We start from the raw sequence: 17,444 nt of genomic DNA on the forward strand, positions 1-17,444 counted from the left end.
GCTGGGTTTTTTTTAATCTTATTTTTAACTTCGAGCATTGCAACACTTTTGTATTCTTGTTGCGGCGAGCTTTAAAGCATGGCTTAAAACTCAGCTCAGGGAAAATAAAGAAGATATCAATCGTGATAAAGACAGTTAATTCATCATCAAATTACACTTGCGGATGACGGATTTTCCAGGCACGGTGAATCTTTTGATTCCGCTTGAAGTCAGGTCCAATGGTTTCCTGGGTAATTTCTTCAACATCAAAGAAGGCCAGAATTTCTTCATCCATCTCAAAACCACGATAGTTATTTGAGAAATACAAGGTACCATCAGTGGTTAAGCGGTTCATCGCACGTTTTAACAGGGACAAATGGTCGCGCTGTACGTCAAAGGTCCCGTAGAATTTCTTCGAGTTTGAGAAGGTTGGTGGGTCGATAAAGATCATCTCATATTGCTCATGATCTTCTTTTAGCCATTCGAAACAGTCAGAGGCAAAGAACTGATGCTGTTCATCCGCATGATCCACAGTTAAACCGTTCAGGACAAAGTTTTCTTTCGACCAGTTCAAATAAGTATTCGACAGATCGACGCTGGTCGTGCTTGCAGCACCGCCCAAGGCAGCATGTAAACTCGCGGTTGAGGTATAGCTGTACAGGTTCAGGAAGTGTTTGCCTTTCGCTTCACGTGCAATACGTAAACGCATTTGACGGTGATCCAGGAACAGACCGGTATCCAGGTAATCGGTCAGGTTGACCAGAATCTTGGCCTTGCCTTCCTGTACGATAAAACGCTTGGATGCTGTACTTTGTTTGGTGTACTGGTTTTTGCCTTCCTGACGCGCACGGGTCTTGATAAAGATTGCATCACGGCCCAAACCGGTTACTGCACGAATTGCCTGTAGGGCCAGGTTAAAACGTTTCTTGGCTTTTTCAGGATCAATGGTTTTAGGTGGCGCATATTCTTGTACATGCAAACGCTCGCCATACAAATCTACTGCGACGTTAAAATCAGGTAAATCTGCATCATAGAGACGTAAACAATGGATCTGTTCCTTGACTGCCCATTTTTTTAGAGCTTGCATGTTTTTGGTCAAACGGTTGGCAAACTCCATCGCACCTTCAATCGGCTCAAACTGCTGAGGCTGCCAGCTTTCTAGGAATGGACGTACCACCGCGGCCGGTTTAACCGTACCGAAGCGGATATAAATCGGCAATTTACCATTCATCAAACGCAGGATTTGCGGATCATTGAATGCCAGCACGTCGGCCTGTTCCACTTGTGAGGCAATCACAGCCGCTTTTTGATTCGGGAAATTCTTTTGCAGTAAAGCTGATAAACCCAAGTATAAAGAACGGTTCTGGGCTTTATCACCGAGACGTTCACCATAAGGCGGGTTGGTCACGAAGAATACTTTCTTGCCTTCTGCATGGAAATCAGGCCAGTCATTTAAAGTCCGTTCTTCGATCATGATATTGTCGAGAGCGGCTTCAAAACCTGCCGCGATGATATTTTGACGTGTCGCTTTAACCGCTTCCCAGTCCGCATCGAAGGCATAAAATTGTGGTAATGGATTTCCCATTGCCGCTTGATGGCGCTCAGCTGCTTCTGCCTTGATACTCATCCAGAGTTCATGGTCATGACCATTCCAGCCATTAAAACCGAAACGGCGTACCAGGCCAGGCGCACGGTCGGTCAAGATCATCAGTGATTCAATAATGAAAGTTCCTGAACCACACATTGGATCGACAATGATGTCCGGATTTAACGCTTTTAAACCACCTTTTTGCAGAATCGCAGCGGCCAGGTTTTCCTTGATTGGGGCGTCAGTCATAAAGCGGCGATAACCGCGTTTATGCAAAGAGTCGCCAGACAGGTCCAGGCAGTAAGTATGTTCTTTCTTGCCTGCCAGAATATACATGGTAATTTCAGGCTGTTTGGTATCAATGCTTGGACGTTTGCCTACGGCTTCCATAAAGGAATCTACGACACCATCTTTGGCACGTAAAGTCGCAAACTGGGTATTGACCTTGATATCACGTTCGACATGCAAACGAATCGCAAAGGTACTTTGTGGTGCAAAAATCAGCGACCAGTCAAAGCTGAGAGCCCCTTCATAGAGTTCTTCTGCCACATCACGGGCATCATGAGAAAATTCAATTTCATGCGTGTGGATCGGCATCAAGACACGTGAAGCCAGACGTGACCACATGCAGATACGATAAGCATTTTCCAGTGTACCTTTAAAGGTTAAACGGCCCGGAAAACGCTCAATATTCTGAACACCTAAGCCTTGTATTTCTTCTTCTAATAAGGTTTCCAGACCATCGGCACAGGTGACCCAATAATTGCTTAAACGTGGAGAGGTATTCATATAATAGAGAGACCAAAAAAGATAAATAAAAAACTGCGCTAAGTTTACCGTATTTTTATATTGAAAGCTTTTGAAATTCTCTGAAAGGCCGTGGCATGTGATAGAGAAAAATAATATTCACACTATAAATTGAGGAACTGGTATGCATTTTGCTCTATACATGGCAAATCAGGCGGTCAGTCGATGGGGAGCGATGGCTGCCTGATTTTTCAATTTTATAATGGGGGTTAAGATGTTAGAGAATCAGTTACGCAACCATGACGCTTTTTCAGTGGCCACTTTAATCTATGCGCGTTTACGACGTGTTTCAGGTCGGGTGATTGATGCAATTTATCTGGCAGAGAACCTGGATTATGCCCGGCATGTGATTCAACTGGCAGAGCAAACCCAGGATCCAGATTTGAATCATCTGATCCAGCGCCTGAAAATGGTACTGGAGATTTCTGAAACAGCACAAGACTCACAAACAGAATCTGCACACCCAAGCCAGCAGGAAGGGCTGATCTCGGTCGAACCGGATGAAGACGATATCTATCGTGCACAGGTGTCACATCGGTATATTGGTGCACTGCGTTAAACCTGAGATGGGTGTGAATGCTCCAGACTGAAGCGCCCGTTGGTTTTGTACTTAAAATCAGCAAGATGCAAATCGGGTTAAATTATCTTATTGAAAAAATACAAAGGAATCTGATTTTTTATTTTTATTGTTCAGATGCTTTTTGTACAAGTAGCAGCGTGGCCAACTATAAAAATTCGCCAATCTCTGTATAATATGTTGACTTAACGCATAAGGAATCTCTCATGCACTTGGCGGCATTGCATACACCGAGCCAGATTCAACTCAATAAAGAAGGTAATCTAAAACACTTCTTGACCATCGAAGGTCTTTCTAAAGAAACCCTGACAAAAATATTGGACACTGCACAGTCCTTTTTTAATGACCAAAATCAGCTGATCACCAATAATTTGCTCGAAGGCAAAACGGTGATGAACCTGTTCTTCGAAAATTCAACCCGTACCCGCACCACCTTTGAAGCCGCTGCCAAGCGCCTTTCTGCCAACGTTCTCAATATCGATATTGCCCGTTCGAGTACTTCTAAAGGTGAAACCCTGCGTGACACCTTATGGAATCTGGAAGCCATGGCGGCCGATATTTTCGTGGTACGTCATTCATCTTCAGGGGCAGCGCATTTTATTGCCAAGGATGTCTGTCCAACAGTGGCAATTATTAATGCCGGTGATGGCCGTCATGCGCATCCGACTCAAGCGATGCTGGACATGCTGACCATTCGCCGCGAAACCAATAAAAAATTCGAAGAAATGTCGATTGCCATTATTGGCGATATCAAGCATTCACGTGTCGCGCGTTCAGATGTGGCTGCCTTGCAAACTTTAGGTTGCCAGGATATCCGGGTGATTGCACCGAATACCTTGCTGCCATTGGGTTTTGAAGAATATGGCGATGGTGTTCGTCTATTTAACAATATGGAAGACGGCATCAAAGACTGCGACGTGATCATTACCTTACGTATTCAAAACGAGCGTATTGATTCTCCGGCACTTGCCTCGCAAGCAGAGTTCTACAAAATGTATGGCTTGAATAAAGAACGTCTTGCCATGGCCAAACCGGATTGTATCGTGATGCATCCGGGACCAATGAACCGTGGGGTTGAAATCGACTCAAGTATTGCGGATGGCCCACAATCTGTGATTTTAAAGCAGGTGACCAATGGCATTGCAGTGCGTATGGCGGTGTTGGCTTTGTCGATGCAAGGCCAGTTACAAGAACAAGGTTTGATTGAAGCGATTGCGGGTTAAGGAATAAGTCATGACTATTGTAAAAATTGAAAATGTCCGTGTTCTTGATCCAATCCAAAACACTAATTCTATCCAGACCGTGTATCTGGAAAATGGAAAACTCGTTGCAGAAACAGCAGATGTCTCTGAAACGATTGATGGTCAAGGCAAATGGTTGATGCCCACCATGGTTGACCTGTGTGCACGCTTACGTGAACCCGGCCAACAACAACACGGTACGCTTAAATCTGAAGGAAAAGCGGCTCGTGAAAATGGCATTTTGCACGTATTTACGCCACCCGATTCAAAGCCAATCGTACAAGATAATGGTGCATTGATTCACGGCCTGGTTGAAAAAGCCATGCTGGATGGTGGGATCTATCTTCAAGTGATTGGTGCACAAACCCAAGGCTTAAATGGTCAACAACCGGCAAATATGGCAGGCTTGAAAAAGGGCGGTTGTACTGCCGTTTCCAATGCCAGTGCGCCGTTTGCCAATGATGACGTGGTACTGCGTACCCTTGAATATGCTGCAGGTTTAGACCTGACAGTGGTGTTCTATGCCGAAGAACCACAAATCGCCAAAGACGGCTGTGTGCATGAAGGCTTTATTGCATCACGTCAGGGTTTGCCGATGATTCCGGCACTGGCTGAAACTGTGGCAATCGCCAAATATCTATTGATGATTGAATCAACCAAAGTACGAGCACACTTTGGTCTGTTGTCTTGCGGTGCTTCGGTGGAACTCATTCGTATTGCCAAGGAAAAAGACTTACCGGTGACCTGTGATGTGGCCATGCATCAGTTACATCTGACCGATCATTTAATTGATGGTTTTAACTCACTGGCACATGTACGTCCGCCACTTCGTTCTGAACACGATAAAGAATTATTGCGCCAAGGTGTGAAATCAGGCGTGATTGATGCGATTTGTACTCATCATGAACCGCTAAGCAGCTCTGCGAAAATGGCGCCGTTTGCTGAAACACAGCCAGGATTCACAGCTTTTGATACTTATGTGCCTTTTGGTTTGCAATTGATTCGTGAGGGGTTGTTGACTCCACTGGAATGGGTGGAAAAAGTGACCTTGGCTCCGGCACGTGTTGCACAAATGGCAGATCGATGGATAAATGAATCAGGCTGGGTGCTGCTAGATCCGGAACTGGAATGGACCCTGAATAAAGAAAGCATCGTGTCACAAGGTAAAAATACCCCGCTAATTAATCAAAAAGTGCTGGGTAAAGTTGTTCAAACTTTTGCTGCTTAAGTGATCCCAATTTTATAAAAGTCAGCTTCGGCTGGCTTTTTTTATTTTTAAATTCTGTATCAGTAAAATGAGTGCTCAATAAAAATAGTGAAACTTTATGATATTCATACAATTATTTACATTTTAAAAAAATGGGGATCGTTACACTGATTAAATATTAAACATTAGAAAAATCAAAAGAATGGTGACGATTATGAATATAGACTTTATAGAACGCTTAAAAAGCGATGTTACGGCGATTGTGCTTCAAGGTGAAACCGAGCATTTATTTGCCAAAGATCAAGCTTTGGCTCAATTCTATCCCATATTTTTAAGTATATTGCGTGCACGTCCCGCCTGGATCGAGAATCTTGGTCAGCAACTCAATCCAAAAATCCATGAATTATTCAATGCAAACCCGGCACTCAAGCAGCAGTTTCTGGATCAACTTGATCAGAGCGCGCCGCAAGACGAAATAGAGCATACCTTGAACCGGTCAATTGTACCGACCATGAATTTTTTGCAGACCGAAGCGGGTGCTTCAAGTCCGGAAGCGATTAGCCATTTGCTGGAAACCCACGCCGATTCGATTCAGCGCGCATTACCCGTTTGGGCTGGCCCTATTCTGGCAGCGCTTGGAGTTTCACCCTTGGCAGGGCAGAATTTAAATCAGGAACCTGTATTAGCGGAGCAGACCATCATTGTTCAGGAAGAGAGAAAAACCGGCTTTTTATGGCCGTTTATTATTTTTCTGATCCTGGCGGGTTTGATCCTATTTTTGGTTCGTAGCTGCATGCAGGATGAGGTTGAAGATTCAAATACTCAGACAACGAGCGAAGTTGCCGCAGCTCAGCCGGCATCCTTGCGATTGAGTACTGGTAGCAATGGCGAAATTGTCAGTTGCCAATTACAGCTGAATAATCCGCAGTATATGGAAATTCTACAAAACGAGATCAAACAGATCTTTAATTATAATATTGGCTGTGGCGCGCTGAGTAGTGAGGTTTATCATTCAGAATTTATAGATCAGGATACTATTCCGACTGTGTTGAGAACAATGCAGGGAATGCCAAATGTATCACTCGACTGGATTGGCAATCAGGTTTCGGTTCGTGCAGCAACCAATGCGGAGGCCGAGCGTCTGGCAGCACAAATTCGTAGTCTGGCCAAGAATGTCACGGTGGTGACCCAACAGCCGCTCAACAGAAGTGACGTGATTAATACTGCCAATAGCGAAGCAGAACAAGCCTTGGCCAGTATCAAGACCGATAATGTTAAAGCGCTGGATGTGGCGACTGCACTGAATTTACAGATTATTAATTTTGATACGGCATCGACTGAAGTTCCAGAGGTCAATAAATTGGTGCTGGATCAAGCTGCTGCATTATTACAACGTGCGCCACAAGTTATCCTGAAAGTTGAAGGACATGCGGATGCTCAGGGCAGCGAAGCAGAAAATAAGGTGCTGTCCGTACAGCGCGCTCAGGCGATTACCAGTTATCTCGTGCAAAAAGGTGTCGATCCTGCACAATTACAGGCGGTTGGAATGGGAGAGGATCAGCCGGTTGAACCTAATGCGACACCTGCCGGGCAGTTTCAGAACCGTCGCGTGACCTTTGAGGTTGTGAATACTGAAACGGGAATTATGCGTGAAGTAGATGATGAAGGTGTGGTTGAGAAGACAGGAAATTAAGAGAGCGGCGTATATAAAAAAGGACGAATTTTCGTCTTTTTTTATTGTCTTGAATTAAGAAAATACCGGCGGGCTATAGGTCAGGGTTCTTCCCAGGAACCAGAGCAGGAACAGTACCAAAGGCAGATGGAAAATCAGCTGGGTAACCGTAAATCCAATCACATCTTTGGCTTTTAATTTCAGGATACCCAACATCGGCAGCATAAAGAAAGGATTAATCAAATTCGGTAAGGCTTCGGCAGCATTATAAATCTGTACCGACCAGCCCAGATGCACTTTCAGGTCATGGGCTGCCTGCATCACATAGGGTGCTTCGATAATCCATTTCCCACCGCCAGAAGGAATAAAGAAGCCCAGAATCGCTGAATAGAGTCCCATCACGATGGCAAAGGTTTCTTGCGAAGCAATCGAAACAAAGAACTCGGCAATGTAATGCGACAATGATAGATCGGCCGGGTTTAGCGCATTGGTCATCATAAAGGCAATACTGCCATACAGCGGAAACTGGATCAGTACTCCTGAAATAGCCGGAACAGCCTTGGAGACTGCATTCAGAAAATTTCGTGGCGTACCGTGCAAGGCCACGCCCAAAATCAGAAAGATAAAGTTATAGGTATTCAAGCTGGAAATGGCCAGAATCGGATTACTTTTGGAAAATTCGTTAAACATCCAGACTGCACCCAGAATCACTATCAAAATGCTTAAAATGGGTGAATTTTCCAGCCAATCCCCCGGTCTTTTTTCGGCAGATACTTCCGGTTTTTCTTCTTCAATCTGAATCGGGAAGTGCTCAATGGTTTTAATGTCAGACCCTTTAGGTGCTGACCAGTAAGTAATCGCAATTGAAGCTACAATCAGTACCGCCGTCATGATCATGGATTGCGGCAGGAAAATGGTTTCGGTAAATGGAATCACGCCCGTCAGATTATAAATCGGTTCAGGCAGACTGCTTTTATTGGCCTGTAACTGTGCAGCTGAAGAACTGATGCCCAGTGCCCAGGTCGCACCCATCCCGATAATCGCGGCAGCCGCAGCAGCGCGGTAATCCATGTTAAGCTCTTTACGCTGTGCCAGTGCAATCACTAGGAGTGCAGTCAGTACAGTACTCATGGCCCAATTAATCAGAGAAATTAACAGGCTGACCGTGGCGACCAGGACAATCGCACCACGACCGGAATGTGGCAGGCGCGCCATTTTCTGGATCAGAAGCTGGACAGGCTTAGATACGGAAACCACATAACCGACCACGATCAGCATGCACATCTGCAAGGTAAAGGGAATCAGGCTCCAGAAGCCGTCTCCAAAGGAAATCGCGACATCCTGTGCGGGTGCACCAATTCCGATGGCGGCAATCGCCACAATGATGACGCCAAGCAGGGCAAAAATATAAGAATCCGGAAACCATTTTTCAGACCAGTCGCTGACGCGCAAGGCGAAGCGCTGCAAAATATTTTGTTGAGTTTGCATGATTAAAATCCATTTATTCTGCGATTATTATTTTGAAATGAAACAGCTATATATAAAAAAGCCCTTAAGATGCTTCATTCTTAAGGGCTGGCTGGATCAGGCAGCGTTACGTAGTAGCGCTACCCCCGTGACTTTTTGAATCTCTTCAAAACTTACCTCTGGTGCCAGTTCAACCAGTCGAATTCCATCAGGAGTAACATCCAGTACACCGAGATCGGTAATAATCCGGTTCACCACAGCCTGGCCGGTCAGCGGCAGACTACATTCTGGAACTATCTTAGGTGTACCATCTTTGGCGCAGTGTTCCATCAAGACCACGACCTTTTGTACACCCGCGACCAGATCCATGGCACCGCCCATGCCTTTGACCTTTTTGCCTGGAATCATCCAGTTGGCCAGATCACCAGTTTCGGACACTTCCATAGCACCCAGAATGGCAATATTGACATGACCGCCACGGATCATGGCAAAGGAGTCGGCACTTGAGAAAAATGAAGCACCTTTACGCGCGGTAACCGTCTGTTTACCGGCATTGATCAGGTCGGCATCCACTGTCTCCTCGGTTGGAAATTCGCCAATCCCCAGCAGGCCATTTTCCGACTGCAGCCAGACATTGATATTTTCCGGAATATAGTTCGCGACTAGCGTCGGCAGGCCAATCCCTAGATTGACGTAGAAACCATCTTCAAGCTCTTGTGCCGCGCGCTGCGCCATTTCATTACGTGTCCAAGCCATGATCAAGCCTCCGCCTTTAAAGTCATCTGTTCAATACGTTTTTCCGGTTGAGCATTCAGGACTATCCGGTTCACATAAATTCCCGGAAGATGGATTTCGTCCGGATCCAGCACGCCAATTTCGACAATCTCTTCGACTTCAGCAATGGTAATTTTGCCGGCCATGGCACAGACCGGATTAAAGTTCTGGGCGGTTTTACGGAAAATCAGGTTGCCGGCTTTATCGGCCTTATAGGCTTTAACCAGAGCAACATCAGCTGTTAAAGATTCTTCCAGAATGTAAGACTTGCCATTAAATTCACGGACATCCTTACCTTCAGCGATCACGGTTCCGACACCCGTCGCCGTATAAAAAGCCGGAATACCGGCACCGCCAGCACGTAATTTTTCTGCCAGTGTACCCTGTGGGGTCAGTTCAACTTCCAGTTCGCCATTTAAATATTGACGTTCGAATTCCTTGTTTTCACCGACATAAGAGGAGATCATTTTTTTAATCTGTTTTGTTTCCAGTAAAAGCCCCAGACCGAAGCCGTCTACACCGGCATTATTGGAAATACAGGTCAAATTTTTGGCACCAGTTTCTTTTAGGGCCGTGATCAAAGCTTCTGGAATACCACATAGGCCGAAACCACCGACAGCCAGAGTATGACCATCTTGCACCACATCCTTTAAGGCGGATTGAGCGCCGTCATAAACCTTGTTTGACATCTTGTCACCTCTATTGTTATTACAGCAGACTTAAATCTGCTGTTTATATCCTTATGGGTTGCTTAAGTTTATTTTGCTCAAGCATGATTATTGTTAAGCACAGGCTTTTTGCCAGTAGGCATTGGCATAATTGGATGGATTATTGCGCTGCAAGACTTCACTGATATTACGACTGGCCTGCATCAGTGCATCCAGCTGAATACCGGTTTCAAAGCCCATATTCGAGAGCAGGTAATACAGGTCTTCGGTCGAGACATTGCCAGATGCACCTTGGGCATAAGGACAGCCACCCAGTCCAGCAATGGAGGAGTCAAAGACCCGAATGCCTTGCAACAGTGACTGATAAATATTGGCAATCGCCATGCCGTAGGTATTATGGAAATGACCGGCCAGCACTTTGGCATCAAGTTCAGCCAAACAAGCTTCCCAGACGTATTTAACCCGGTCTGGGGTGGCCGTGCCAATGGTTTCACCCAACGACACTTCATAGCAGCCCATCTCCAGCAAACGCTGCGTGACTTTCACCACCTGCTTGGGATCAATCGCACCTTCATAAGGACAGTCCACCATGCAGGAAACATAGCCACGTACCTTAATATCATTGGCTTTGGCTGCTGCCATGACATCGGCAAACTTCTCGAAGCTTTCATCAATCGAGCAGTTGATGTTTTTGCGGGTAAAGCTTTCAGAAGCTGCAGTAAATACCGCCACTTCCTTGCAACCCACAGCCAGTGCCGATTCAAAACCTTTCATGTTTGGGGTTAATAAACTGAACTGAATATTCGGATCTTGGGGTAGGCTGGCAAAGAGCACATCACTGTCTGCCATTTGCGGTACCCATTTGGCTGAAACGCAGGAGCCGACTTCGATGGACTGCAGACCGGTTTTCATCAGGTCCAGAATCAGGTTTTTCCGGTCATCCAATGTCAAAGGTATTTTTTCATTTTGCAGGCCATCGCGTGGCCCGACCTCTACGATCTTGACAAAATCCGTCATGCCACTTCCTCCGCCAGAGGTTGGAACTCGACCAGTTCATCACCAGCTTTGACTTGGTCACCTTTCTGGAAATATGAACTTGCAATGATGCCGTCATGCGGTGCACGAATTGAATATTCGATCTTCATGGCTTCCAGCGTCATCAGCACATCATCTTTTTTGACTTTGTCATTGGCTGCCACGAGCACCTGGGTAATGACACCTGGCATTGGCGCGATCAGATTATTTTCCGTGCCTTGTTCATCCTGATTATTAAAATCAGACTTCAGGTAATTAAACTTATAGCTTTGACCATTCTGGAACAGGGTAATGCCTTGCTCAGTCTGGCTAAAAGCCAGTTTTTGCTGTTTGCCTGCCAGTTGCAGCGCTAAAGTATGTGCATCAATAAGCTGACCCTGAATTTGAATTTGCTGACCGTTATAGCTGGTGACAAAACCTTGATCTTGGGCCTTGAACTGAATTTTCAGGTTAATGCCATTGCGTTGTAATTGCACTGTATGGCTATTTTGCTGATTCAGACGCCAGAATGCTTGCTGCTGCCACACCGGATTGCTTGGAACGGGATTCTGTGCTTGACGTGCCAGGAGTTCAATCAGTGCGGCACTGACTACCAGTTCAACACTGATATCTGCAGAAGGTTTGAGCAGAAATTCTTCTTCACGCTGAATCAGGCCAGTATCTAAATGTGCATTTTTAAACGAATCACACAGCACCAGGCGATCTAGAAAAGCGATATTATTGCCCAAGCCATCAACATGGAAATGGCCCAGCGCGTGATGCATTTGAGTCAAGGCCGCTTCACGGTTTTTGCCCCAGACAATCAGTTTGGCAATCATCGGATCATAATAGGTGCTGATCTCATCACCTTCGACAATACCGCTATCCACACGGACATAGTCATTTTGTTCTGGATAGTGTAAATAGCTGATCTGGCCAATCGCCGGGATAAAACCTTTTTCCGGCTCTTCAGCATAGACACGGGCTTCAAGCGCATGACCGTGAATCTGCAACTCATGCTGCTGCTTCGGTAAAGGTTCACCAAAAGCCACGCGCAGTTGCCATTCCACCAGATCCTGTCCGGTAATCATTTCCGTCACTGGATGTTCAACCTGAAGACGGGTGTTCATTTCCATGAAGTAAGCTGTGCCGTCTTGCTCCACGATAAACTCGACTGTACCGGCACCGACATAGTTCACTGCACGCGCAGCATCGATTGCCGCCTGACGCATCGCCTCAAGTTTGTCTTCCGGCATTTTCGGTGCAGGCGCTTCTTCCAGCACTTTCTGGTGACGGCGCTGTACCGAGCAATCACGTTCGAACAGATGTACATAATTGCCGTGGGTATCACCAAACACCTGCACTTCAATATGACGTGGCTGAATCACATAGCGTTCAATCAGAACGTCTTCATTGCCAAAACTTGAACGTGCTTCACTTTTACAAGATGCCAGTGAGCTCAGGAAATCTTCACTGCGTTCCACCAGACGCATGCCTTTACCGCCACCGCCGGCACTAGCCTTGATCAGTACCGGATAGCCGATACTATCGGCTTGCTGTTTCAGGAAATCTGCATCCTGATTAGTACCATGATAGCCTGGAGTTAACGGTACACCAGCTTTTTCCATTAAAGCTTTAGAAGTCGCTTTCAGACCCATTGCTAAGATTGCACCTACTGGCGGACCTATAAAGACAATGTTGTTGTCCTGACAGGCCAGGGCAAACTGGTCATTTTCAGACAGGAAACCATAACCTGGATGAATGGCCTGAGCACCGGTAGTTTTAGCTGCCTGAATAATACGTTCAATCTGTAAATAACTTTGTGCAGCAGGCGATTCACCAATATAGATCGCTTCATCTGCCAGTTTGACATGCTGTGCCTGCGCATCGGCATCGGAGTAGACAGCAACGGTGGCAATCCCTAATTTCTTCGCTGTACGAATGACACGGCAGGCAATTTCACCACGGTTGGCAATTAAAATCTTTTCAAACATCGTAGGATCCTTCTTGTTGTTATGCCGTGGTCTTGATCCAGGCCGGGCTTTGTTTGTTTAAAAATGCATTCAGTCCATTTTTCGCCTCATCTCCCTGGCGAATATGGGCAATATGCTGTGCTGTTTTAAGCAGTAAATCTTCGGTTAATACCTGTTGGTCAACCAGTTGGATCAACTGTTTGGATGCACTCTGTGCAGCAGGTCCACCCAGTAAAAGTGCTTCCACAATTTCATCAATTTTACTGTCGAGCTGTTCCGGTGGAGTGACTTCATGCGCAAGACCAATCATTTTGGCCTGTTCAGCAGTAATCCGCTCGGCGGTCAGGAAATAACGTGAGGCCTGACGGGCCCCAATCGCACGAATCACATACGGGCTGATGGTCGAAGGTGCCAGACCTAAACGTACTTCCGACGTCGCAAACTTGGCATCGGTACTGGCGATGCAAATATCACAGGCCGAAGCCAAACCCATGCCGCCGCCAAACGCAATACCATGTACCCGGGCAATGGTCGGCTGTTTCAAGGTTGCCAGACTTTGCAGCATTTTTGCCAGTTTGAGCGCATCCGCTTCGTTATCTGCTTGAGAAGCCTGACCGGCCTGTTTCATCCAGTTCAGGTCAGCACCGGCAGAAAAACTTTTGCCACGACCCGCCAGAATCACCACGCGTACATCATCACGGCTATTTAAAGACTGGAAGCAGGCATGCAATTCTTCAATGACTTGAGTATTAAAGGCATTGTGCAGTTCGGCACGATTAATCCAGACTGTCGCGACCTGATTCTGCTGTTCGAGCTGTAAAAATTGATAATCCATTTTTGATACCTCTTACATACGGAACACGCCGAATTTGGTTGGCTGGATAGGTGCATTTAGGGCTGCAGCCAGACTCAAGGCTAGTACTTCACGCGATTGCGCTGGATCAATCACACCGTCATCCCATAACCGCGAAGACGCATAATAAGGATGGCCTTGGCGTTCGTATTGATCACGGATTGGCTGTTTAAACTGGTCTTCTTCTTCTACTGACCAGCTACCACCTTTCTGTTCAATCTGGTCACGTTTTAAGGTTGACAAAACGCTGGAGGCCTGTTCACCGCCCATCACTGAAATACGCGAGTTTGGCCAGGTCCACATAAAGCGTGGCGAATAAGCACGACCACACATACCATAGTTGCCGGCACCAAAAGAACCGCCAATCACTAGAGTCAACTTAGGTACATTGGCATTAGCGACGGCCATCACCAGCTTGGCACCATTTTTGGCAATGCCTTCATTTTCATACTGGCGACCGACCATAAAGCCGGTAATGTTTTGCAGAAAAATCAGTGGAATATTGCGCTGGGTACACAGTTCAATAAAATGTGCGCCTTTTTGGGCAGACTCGGAAAATAGAATGCCATTATTGGCAATTATCCCGACCGGCATGCCATAGAGCTTGGCAAAACCGGTCACCAGGGTAGTGCCGAAACGTGCCTTGAACTCGTCAAAACGTGAACCGTCGACAATACGGGCTATCACTTCACGGATATCAAAAGGCTTACGCGCGTCACTCGGCACAATGCCGTACAGTTCCGAACTGTCAAATAGCGGCGCTTCGATTTCATCTGCGGTCTTGTTTGGCTTTTTGTTCAGGTTGGCCACGATGTTGCGAGCAATCGCAATCGCATGTTCATCGTTTTCAGCCAGATGATCAGCCACGCCAGACAAACGGGTATGCACATCACCACCACCGAGATCCTCACTAGACACCACTTCACCAGTAGCTGCCTTAACCAGAGGAGGGCCGCCGAGGAAGATCGTGCCCTGATTGCGGACAATAATGGTTTCATCTGACATGGCAGGAACATAAGCACCACCGGCAGTACAGCTACCCATCACCACTGCAATTTGGGCGATACCTTGGCTCGACATACGTGCCTGATTGTAGAAAATACGGCCGAAGTGATCGCGGTCTGGAAATACTTCATCTTGTAAAGGCAAATATGCACCGCCTGAATCCACCAGATAAATACAAGTCAGATGGTTCTGCTCGGCAATTTCCTGAGCACGTAAATGTTTTTTCACTGTTAATGGATAATAAGTACCGCCTTTCACCGTAGCATCATTGGCGATGATCATGCAGGTCACACCGTTAACCTGACCAACACCAGCGACCACACCTGCGGCAGGAACATCATCCTGATAAACCTGATAGGCAGCCAGCTGACCAATTTCCAGAAAAGCGGTTCCTGGATCAATCAGGTGATTAATCCGTTCACGTGGTAACAGCTTGCCGCGATCTAAATGTTTTTGACGAGCAGTTTCGCCGCCACCCAAAGCAATTTTTTCAACTTTCTGTTTTAGGTCATCCACCAGTTGCAGCATGGCAGTCTGGTTGGTTTTAAACTCTTCACTACGTATATTGATTTTGCTCGATAACTGATTCATGACGAACATCCTTGTTTTATTCTAAGTGTTAAGGTTTAGGCTGTTTCGTTGAAGAGTTCACGGCCAATCAACATGCGGCGGATTTCTGAAGTACCAGCGCCAATTTCATACAGTTTGGCATCGCGCCATAAACGGCCAGCAGCAAACTCGTTGATATAACCGTTACCACCTAAAGTCTGAATGGTTTCGCCCGCCATCCAAGTCGCTTTTTCAGCAGCATATAAAATGGCACTGGCAGCATCTTTACGCAGGCTACGGCTATGCTCAGCTTTGTCACATTCAGCACCGACCGCATAAACCAGTGCCTTACAGGCTAGCCAGGTCGAATACATGTCGGCAATTTTGCCTTGCATTAACTGGAATTCGCCCAGCGCCTGACCAAACTGTTTACGGTCATGAATATATGGAATCACGGTATCCATACAGGCATCCATAATCCCCAGTGGGCCAGCACTCAATACAGCACGCTCATAGTCCAGACCACTCATCAAGACCTTGGTGCCATTACCGACGCCGCCCATGACGTTTTCTTTGGGTACTTCGACATTGTCAAAAAACAGCGGATAAGTGTTTGAACCGCGCATACCCAGTTTGTCCAAATGGGTGCCATGACTGAAACCTGGCATATTTTTTTCAACCAGAAAGGCGGTCATGCCTTTGGCGCCGGCCTGCAAATCGGTTTTTGCATAGACCACCAGGACATCGGCATCGCCACCATTGGTGATCCACATTTTTGAACCATTCAACAGGTAGTGATCGCCTTTGTCTTCTGCTTTCAGTTTCATGCTCACCACATCCGAGCCTGCATTCGGTTCAGACATTGCCAAGGCACCGACATATTCACCTGAAATCAGTTTAGGCAGATAACGCTGTTTCTGTTCTTCAGTACCATTTCGCTTAATTTGGTTTACACATAGGTTAGAATGTGCGCCATAGGACAGCCCAATGGATGCAGAAGCACGGGAAATTTCCTGCATGGCAATGATGTGCGCCAGATAACCAAAATTTGAACCGCCATATTCCTCACTGACTGTCAGCCCGAGCAGGCCCATCTCGCCAAATTTTTTCCAAAGGTGAGCAGGGAACTCGTTGTCACGGTCAACCTGTTGAGCAATTGGGGTAATTTCTTTGGCGCAAAATGCGGCCACTGAATCACGAAGCGCTATTAGAGTTTCATCCAAACCGAAATCCAAGCTTTGTAAATTCATTCTTCATCCATCCTGAGGTTATATTTGTTGTGTCCAAAAAAGCATTGTTGTTGTGCTTGTGGTTTTAACATACAACGAAAAAATAAAAAAGTGAATCTATATTCACAAAATGATTTACAATTCATTTTATCTTGTTGAGATTAATTTTATGAGTTATAAAAGATCATCATTGATGCAGGAGCGAATGGAACAAAATCGCCTGTCGATTTTGGAATCTGCTCGTGAACTGATTATTCAAGGGGGCTTGAAGGAGGCATCGATTCAGGCGATTGCAGAACGCGCAGGCGTTTCTACAGGGCTGGTCTATCGATATTTCGAAAGCAAAAGCCAGATTTTAATTGAGGTTTTGTCGGCCGCGATTCAGTATGAAGTCGGAATTCTGAACCATATTGCCGAGTCAGATTTATCGCCAAAACTGAAATTGCAAAAATCTGTTACAACTTTTGTCAAGCGTGCCATGAATAGCCCCCAATTGGCGTATTCACTGATGTTCGAACCGGTCGATCCGGAAATGGAACATGAGCGTTTTCGCAGTAAGCAGCTGCTCAAGCAGAGCATTAAGGAAATTCTGGCCGAAGGAAAGGTCAATGGAGAATTCGAATTTGAAGATTTGAATACGGCAGCGTTGGGCGTGGTTGGCGCCATGACCTTTGTCGTAATTGAACCTTTAAATCCGTCCCGAAATGTCATGTTTGATCAGAAGTATAAGGATCACTTTGTCAAACAGATTGCCGATTTTTGTGTCAACGCAGTACGTGGACAGGAGGAAAATTTACAAGCATAAACGCACAAAAAACCGGTACACAGACAAGGTCGTCGT

14 protein-coding genes are annotated in these 17,444 nt (G+C 46.2%); 5 read left to right on the plus strand and 9 right to left on the minus strand.

All coding sequences use genetic code 11. From position 1 onward, the window contains the following. Nucleotides 1-151: 151 nt before the first annotated feature. Complete coding sequence (gene rlmKL, locus G4D73_RS00490) at nucleotides 152-2,356, minus strand: bifunctional 23S rRNA (guanine(2069)-N(7))-methyltransferase RlmK/23S rRNA (guanine(2445)-N(2))-methyltransferase RlmL (protein WP_213687117.1); 2,205 nt, start codon at nucleotides 2,354-2,356, stop codon at nucleotides 152-154. A 232-nt stretch (nucleotides 2,357-2,588) separates the two neighbouring features. On the opposite strand from rlmKL, the gene G4D73_RS00495 reads away from it, so the two are divergent. From G4D73_RS00495 to G4D73_RS00510, 4 genes are all read left to right on the plus strand, one after another. Continuing rightward, nucleotides 2,589-2,933: a hypothetical protein gene (locus tag G4D73_RS00495; RefSeq protein WP_004646582.1), complete on the plus strand. Its 345-nt coding sequence runs from the start codon at nucleotides 2,589-2,591 to the stop codon at nucleotides 2,931-2,933. Between the two features lie 224 nt (nucleotides 2,934-3,157). Then, the gene (locus G4D73_RS00500; protein ID WP_004280134.1) at nucleotides 3,158-4,174 is read left to right on the plus strand and encodes an aspartate carbamoyltransferase catalytic subunit; all 1,017 of its coding nucleotides are present in this window, start codon (nucleotides 3,158-3,160) and stop codon (nucleotides 4,172-4,174) included. A gap of 10 nt (nucleotides 4,175-4,184) precedes the next feature. Then, nucleotides 4,185-5,420: a dihydroorotase gene (locus G4D73_RS00505; RefSeq protein WP_213687118.1), complete on the plus strand. Its 1,236-nt coding sequence runs from the start codon at nucleotides 4,185-4,187 to the stop codon at nucleotides 5,418-5,420. Nucleotides 5,421-5,601: 181 nt separating this feature from the next. Continuing rightward, a complete protein-coding gene (locus tag G4D73_RS00510) occupies nucleotides 5,602-7,092 on the plus strand; it encodes an OmpA family protein (protein WP_213687119.1) in 1,491 nt (496 codons plus the stop codon). Nucleotides 7,093-7,146: 54 nt separating this feature from the next. On the opposite strand, the gene G4D73_RS00515 is transcribed toward G4D73_RS00510, so the two are convergent. The 8 genes from G4D73_RS00515 to G4D73_RS00550 form a co-directional block, all read right to left on the minus strand. Continuing rightward, nucleotides 7,147-8,559, minus strand: a complete 1,413-nt coding sequence (locus G4D73_RS00515; RefSeq protein ID WP_213687120.1) for a short-chain fatty acid transporter — start codon at nucleotides 8,557-8,559, stop codon at nucleotides 7,147-7,149. Between the two features lie 96 nt (nucleotides 8,560-8,655). After that, the gene (locus G4D73_RS00520) at nucleotides 8,656-9,294 is read right to left on the minus strand and encodes a CoA transferase subunit B (RefSeq protein WP_004646586.1); all 639 of its coding nucleotides are present in this window, start codon (nucleotides 9,292-9,294) and stop codon (nucleotides 8,656-8,658) included. 2 nt (nucleotides 9,295-9,296) lie between these two features. Continuing rightward, the gene (locus G4D73_RS00525) at nucleotides 9,297-10,001 is read right to left on the minus strand and encodes a CoA transferase subunit A (RefSeq protein WP_213687121.1); all 705 of its coding nucleotides are present in this window, start codon (nucleotides 9,999-10,001) and stop codon (nucleotides 9,297-9,299) included. Between the two features lie 93 nt (nucleotides 10,002-10,094). Next, entirely contained in the window at nucleotides 10,095-10,997 is a 903-nt protein-coding gene (locus G4D73_RS00530) for a hydroxymethylglutaryl-CoA lyase (protein WP_213687122.1), read from the minus strand. Continuing rightward, the gene (locus G4D73_RS00535) at nucleotides 10,994-12,988 is read right to left on the minus strand and encodes an acetyl/propionyl/methylcrotonyl-CoA carboxylase subunit alpha (RefSeq protein ID WP_213687123.1); all 1,995 of its coding nucleotides are present in this window, start codon (nucleotides 12,986-12,988) and stop codon (nucleotides 10,994-10,996) included. The genes G4D73_RS00530 and G4D73_RS00535 overlap by 4 nt, the downstream gene beginning before the upstream one ends. Before the next feature lie 19 nt (nucleotides 12,989-13,007). After that, nucleotides 13,008-13,802: an enoyl-CoA hydratase/isomerase family protein gene (locus tag G4D73_RS00540; protein WP_213687124.1), complete on the minus strand. Its 795-nt coding sequence runs from the start codon at nucleotides 13,800-13,802 to the stop codon at nucleotides 13,008-13,010. A gap of 12 nt (nucleotides 13,803-13,814) precedes the next feature. Further along, nucleotides 13,815-15,416, minus strand: coding sequence for a carboxyl transferase domain-containing protein (locus tag G4D73_RS00545; protein ID WP_114541770.1), 1,602 nt, complete (start codon nucleotides 15,414-15,416; stop codon nucleotides 13,815-13,817). Nucleotides 15,417-15,451: 35 nt separating this feature from the next. After that, nucleotides 15,452-16,624 carry an isovaleryl-CoA dehydrogenase gene (locus G4D73_RS00550; RefSeq protein WP_004646592.1) on the minus strand — a complete coding sequence of 391 codons (1,173 nt, stop codon included), beginning with the start codon at nucleotides 16,622-16,624 and terminating at the stop codon, nucleotides 15,452-15,454. 148 nt (nucleotides 16,625-16,772) lie between these two features. Here G4D73_RS00550 and G4D73_RS00555 point away from each other — a divergent pair, with 148 nt between their 5' ends. After that, a complete protein-coding gene (locus G4D73_RS00555) occupies nucleotides 16,773-17,408 on the plus strand; it encodes a TetR/AcrR family transcriptional regulator (protein ID WP_213687125.1) in 636 nt (211 codons plus the stop codon). The last annotated feature ends 36 nt before the right edge of the window (nucleotides 17,409-17,444 follow it).

This window comes from Acinetobacter sp. WY4, assembly GCF_018438165.1.
Taxonomy (GTDB): Bacteria; Pseudomonadota; Gammaproteobacteria; order Pseudomonadales; family Moraxellaceae; genus Acinetobacter.

What these genes read in the sequence shown, in the direction of transcription:
- rlmKL (WP_213687117.1), bottom strand. Translation starts at nt 2,356, where the DNA reads ATGAATACCTCTCCACGTTTAAGCAATTATTGGGTCACCTGTGCCGAT.
- G4D73_RS00495 (WP_004646582.1), top strand. Translation starts at nt 2,589, where the DNA reads ATGTTAGAGAATCAGTTACGCAACCATGACGCTTTTTCAGTGGCCACT.
- G4D73_RS00500 (WP_004280134.1), top strand. Translation starts at nt 3,158, where the DNA reads ATGCACTTGGCGGCATTGCATACACCGAGCCAGATTCAACTCAATAAA.
- G4D73_RS00505 (WP_213687118.1), top strand. Translation starts at nt 4,185, where the DNA reads ATGACTATTGTAAAAATTGAAAATGTCCGTGTTCTTGATCCAATCCAA.
- G4D73_RS00510 (WP_213687119.1), top strand. Translation starts at nt 5,602, where the DNA reads ATGGTGACGATTATGAATATAGACTTTATAGAACGCTTAAAAAGCGAT.
- G4D73_RS00515 (WP_213687120.1), bottom strand. Translation starts at nt 8,559, where the DNA reads ATGCAAACTCAACAAAATATTTTGCAGCGCTTCGCCTTGCGCGTCAGC.
- G4D73_RS00520 (WP_004646586.1), bottom strand. Translation starts at nt 9,294, where the DNA reads ATGGCTTGGACACGTAATGAAATGGCGCAGCGCGCGGCACAAGAGCTT.
- G4D73_RS00525 (WP_213687121.1), bottom strand. Translation starts at nt 10,001, where the DNA reads ATGTCAAACAAGGTTTATGACGGCGCTCAATCCGCCTTAAAGGATGTG.
- G4D73_RS00530 (WP_213687122.1), bottom strand. Translation starts at nt 10,997, where the DNA reads ATGACGGATTTTGTCAAGATCGTAGAGGTCGGGCCACGCGATGGCCTG.
- G4D73_RS00535 (WP_213687123.1), bottom strand. Translation starts at nt 12,988, where the DNA reads ATGTTTGAAAAGATTTTAATTGCCAACCGTGGTGAAATTGCCTGCCGT.
- G4D73_RS00540 (WP_213687124.1), bottom strand. Translation starts at nt 13,802, where the DNA reads ATGGATTATCAATTTTTACAGCTCGAACAGCAGAATCAGGTCGCGACA.
- G4D73_RS00545 (WP_114541770.1), bottom strand. Translation starts at nt 15,416, where the DNA reads ATGAATCAGTTATCGAGCAAAATCAATATACGTAGTGAAGAGTTTAAA.
- G4D73_RS00550 (WP_004646592.1), bottom strand. Translation starts at nt 16,624, where the DNA reads ATGAATTTACAAAGCTTGGATTTCGGTTTGGATGAAACTCTAATAGCG.
- G4D73_RS00555 (WP_213687125.1), top strand. Translation starts at nt 16,773, where the DNA reads ATGAGTTATAAAAGATCATCATTGATGCAGGAGCGAATGGAACAAAAT.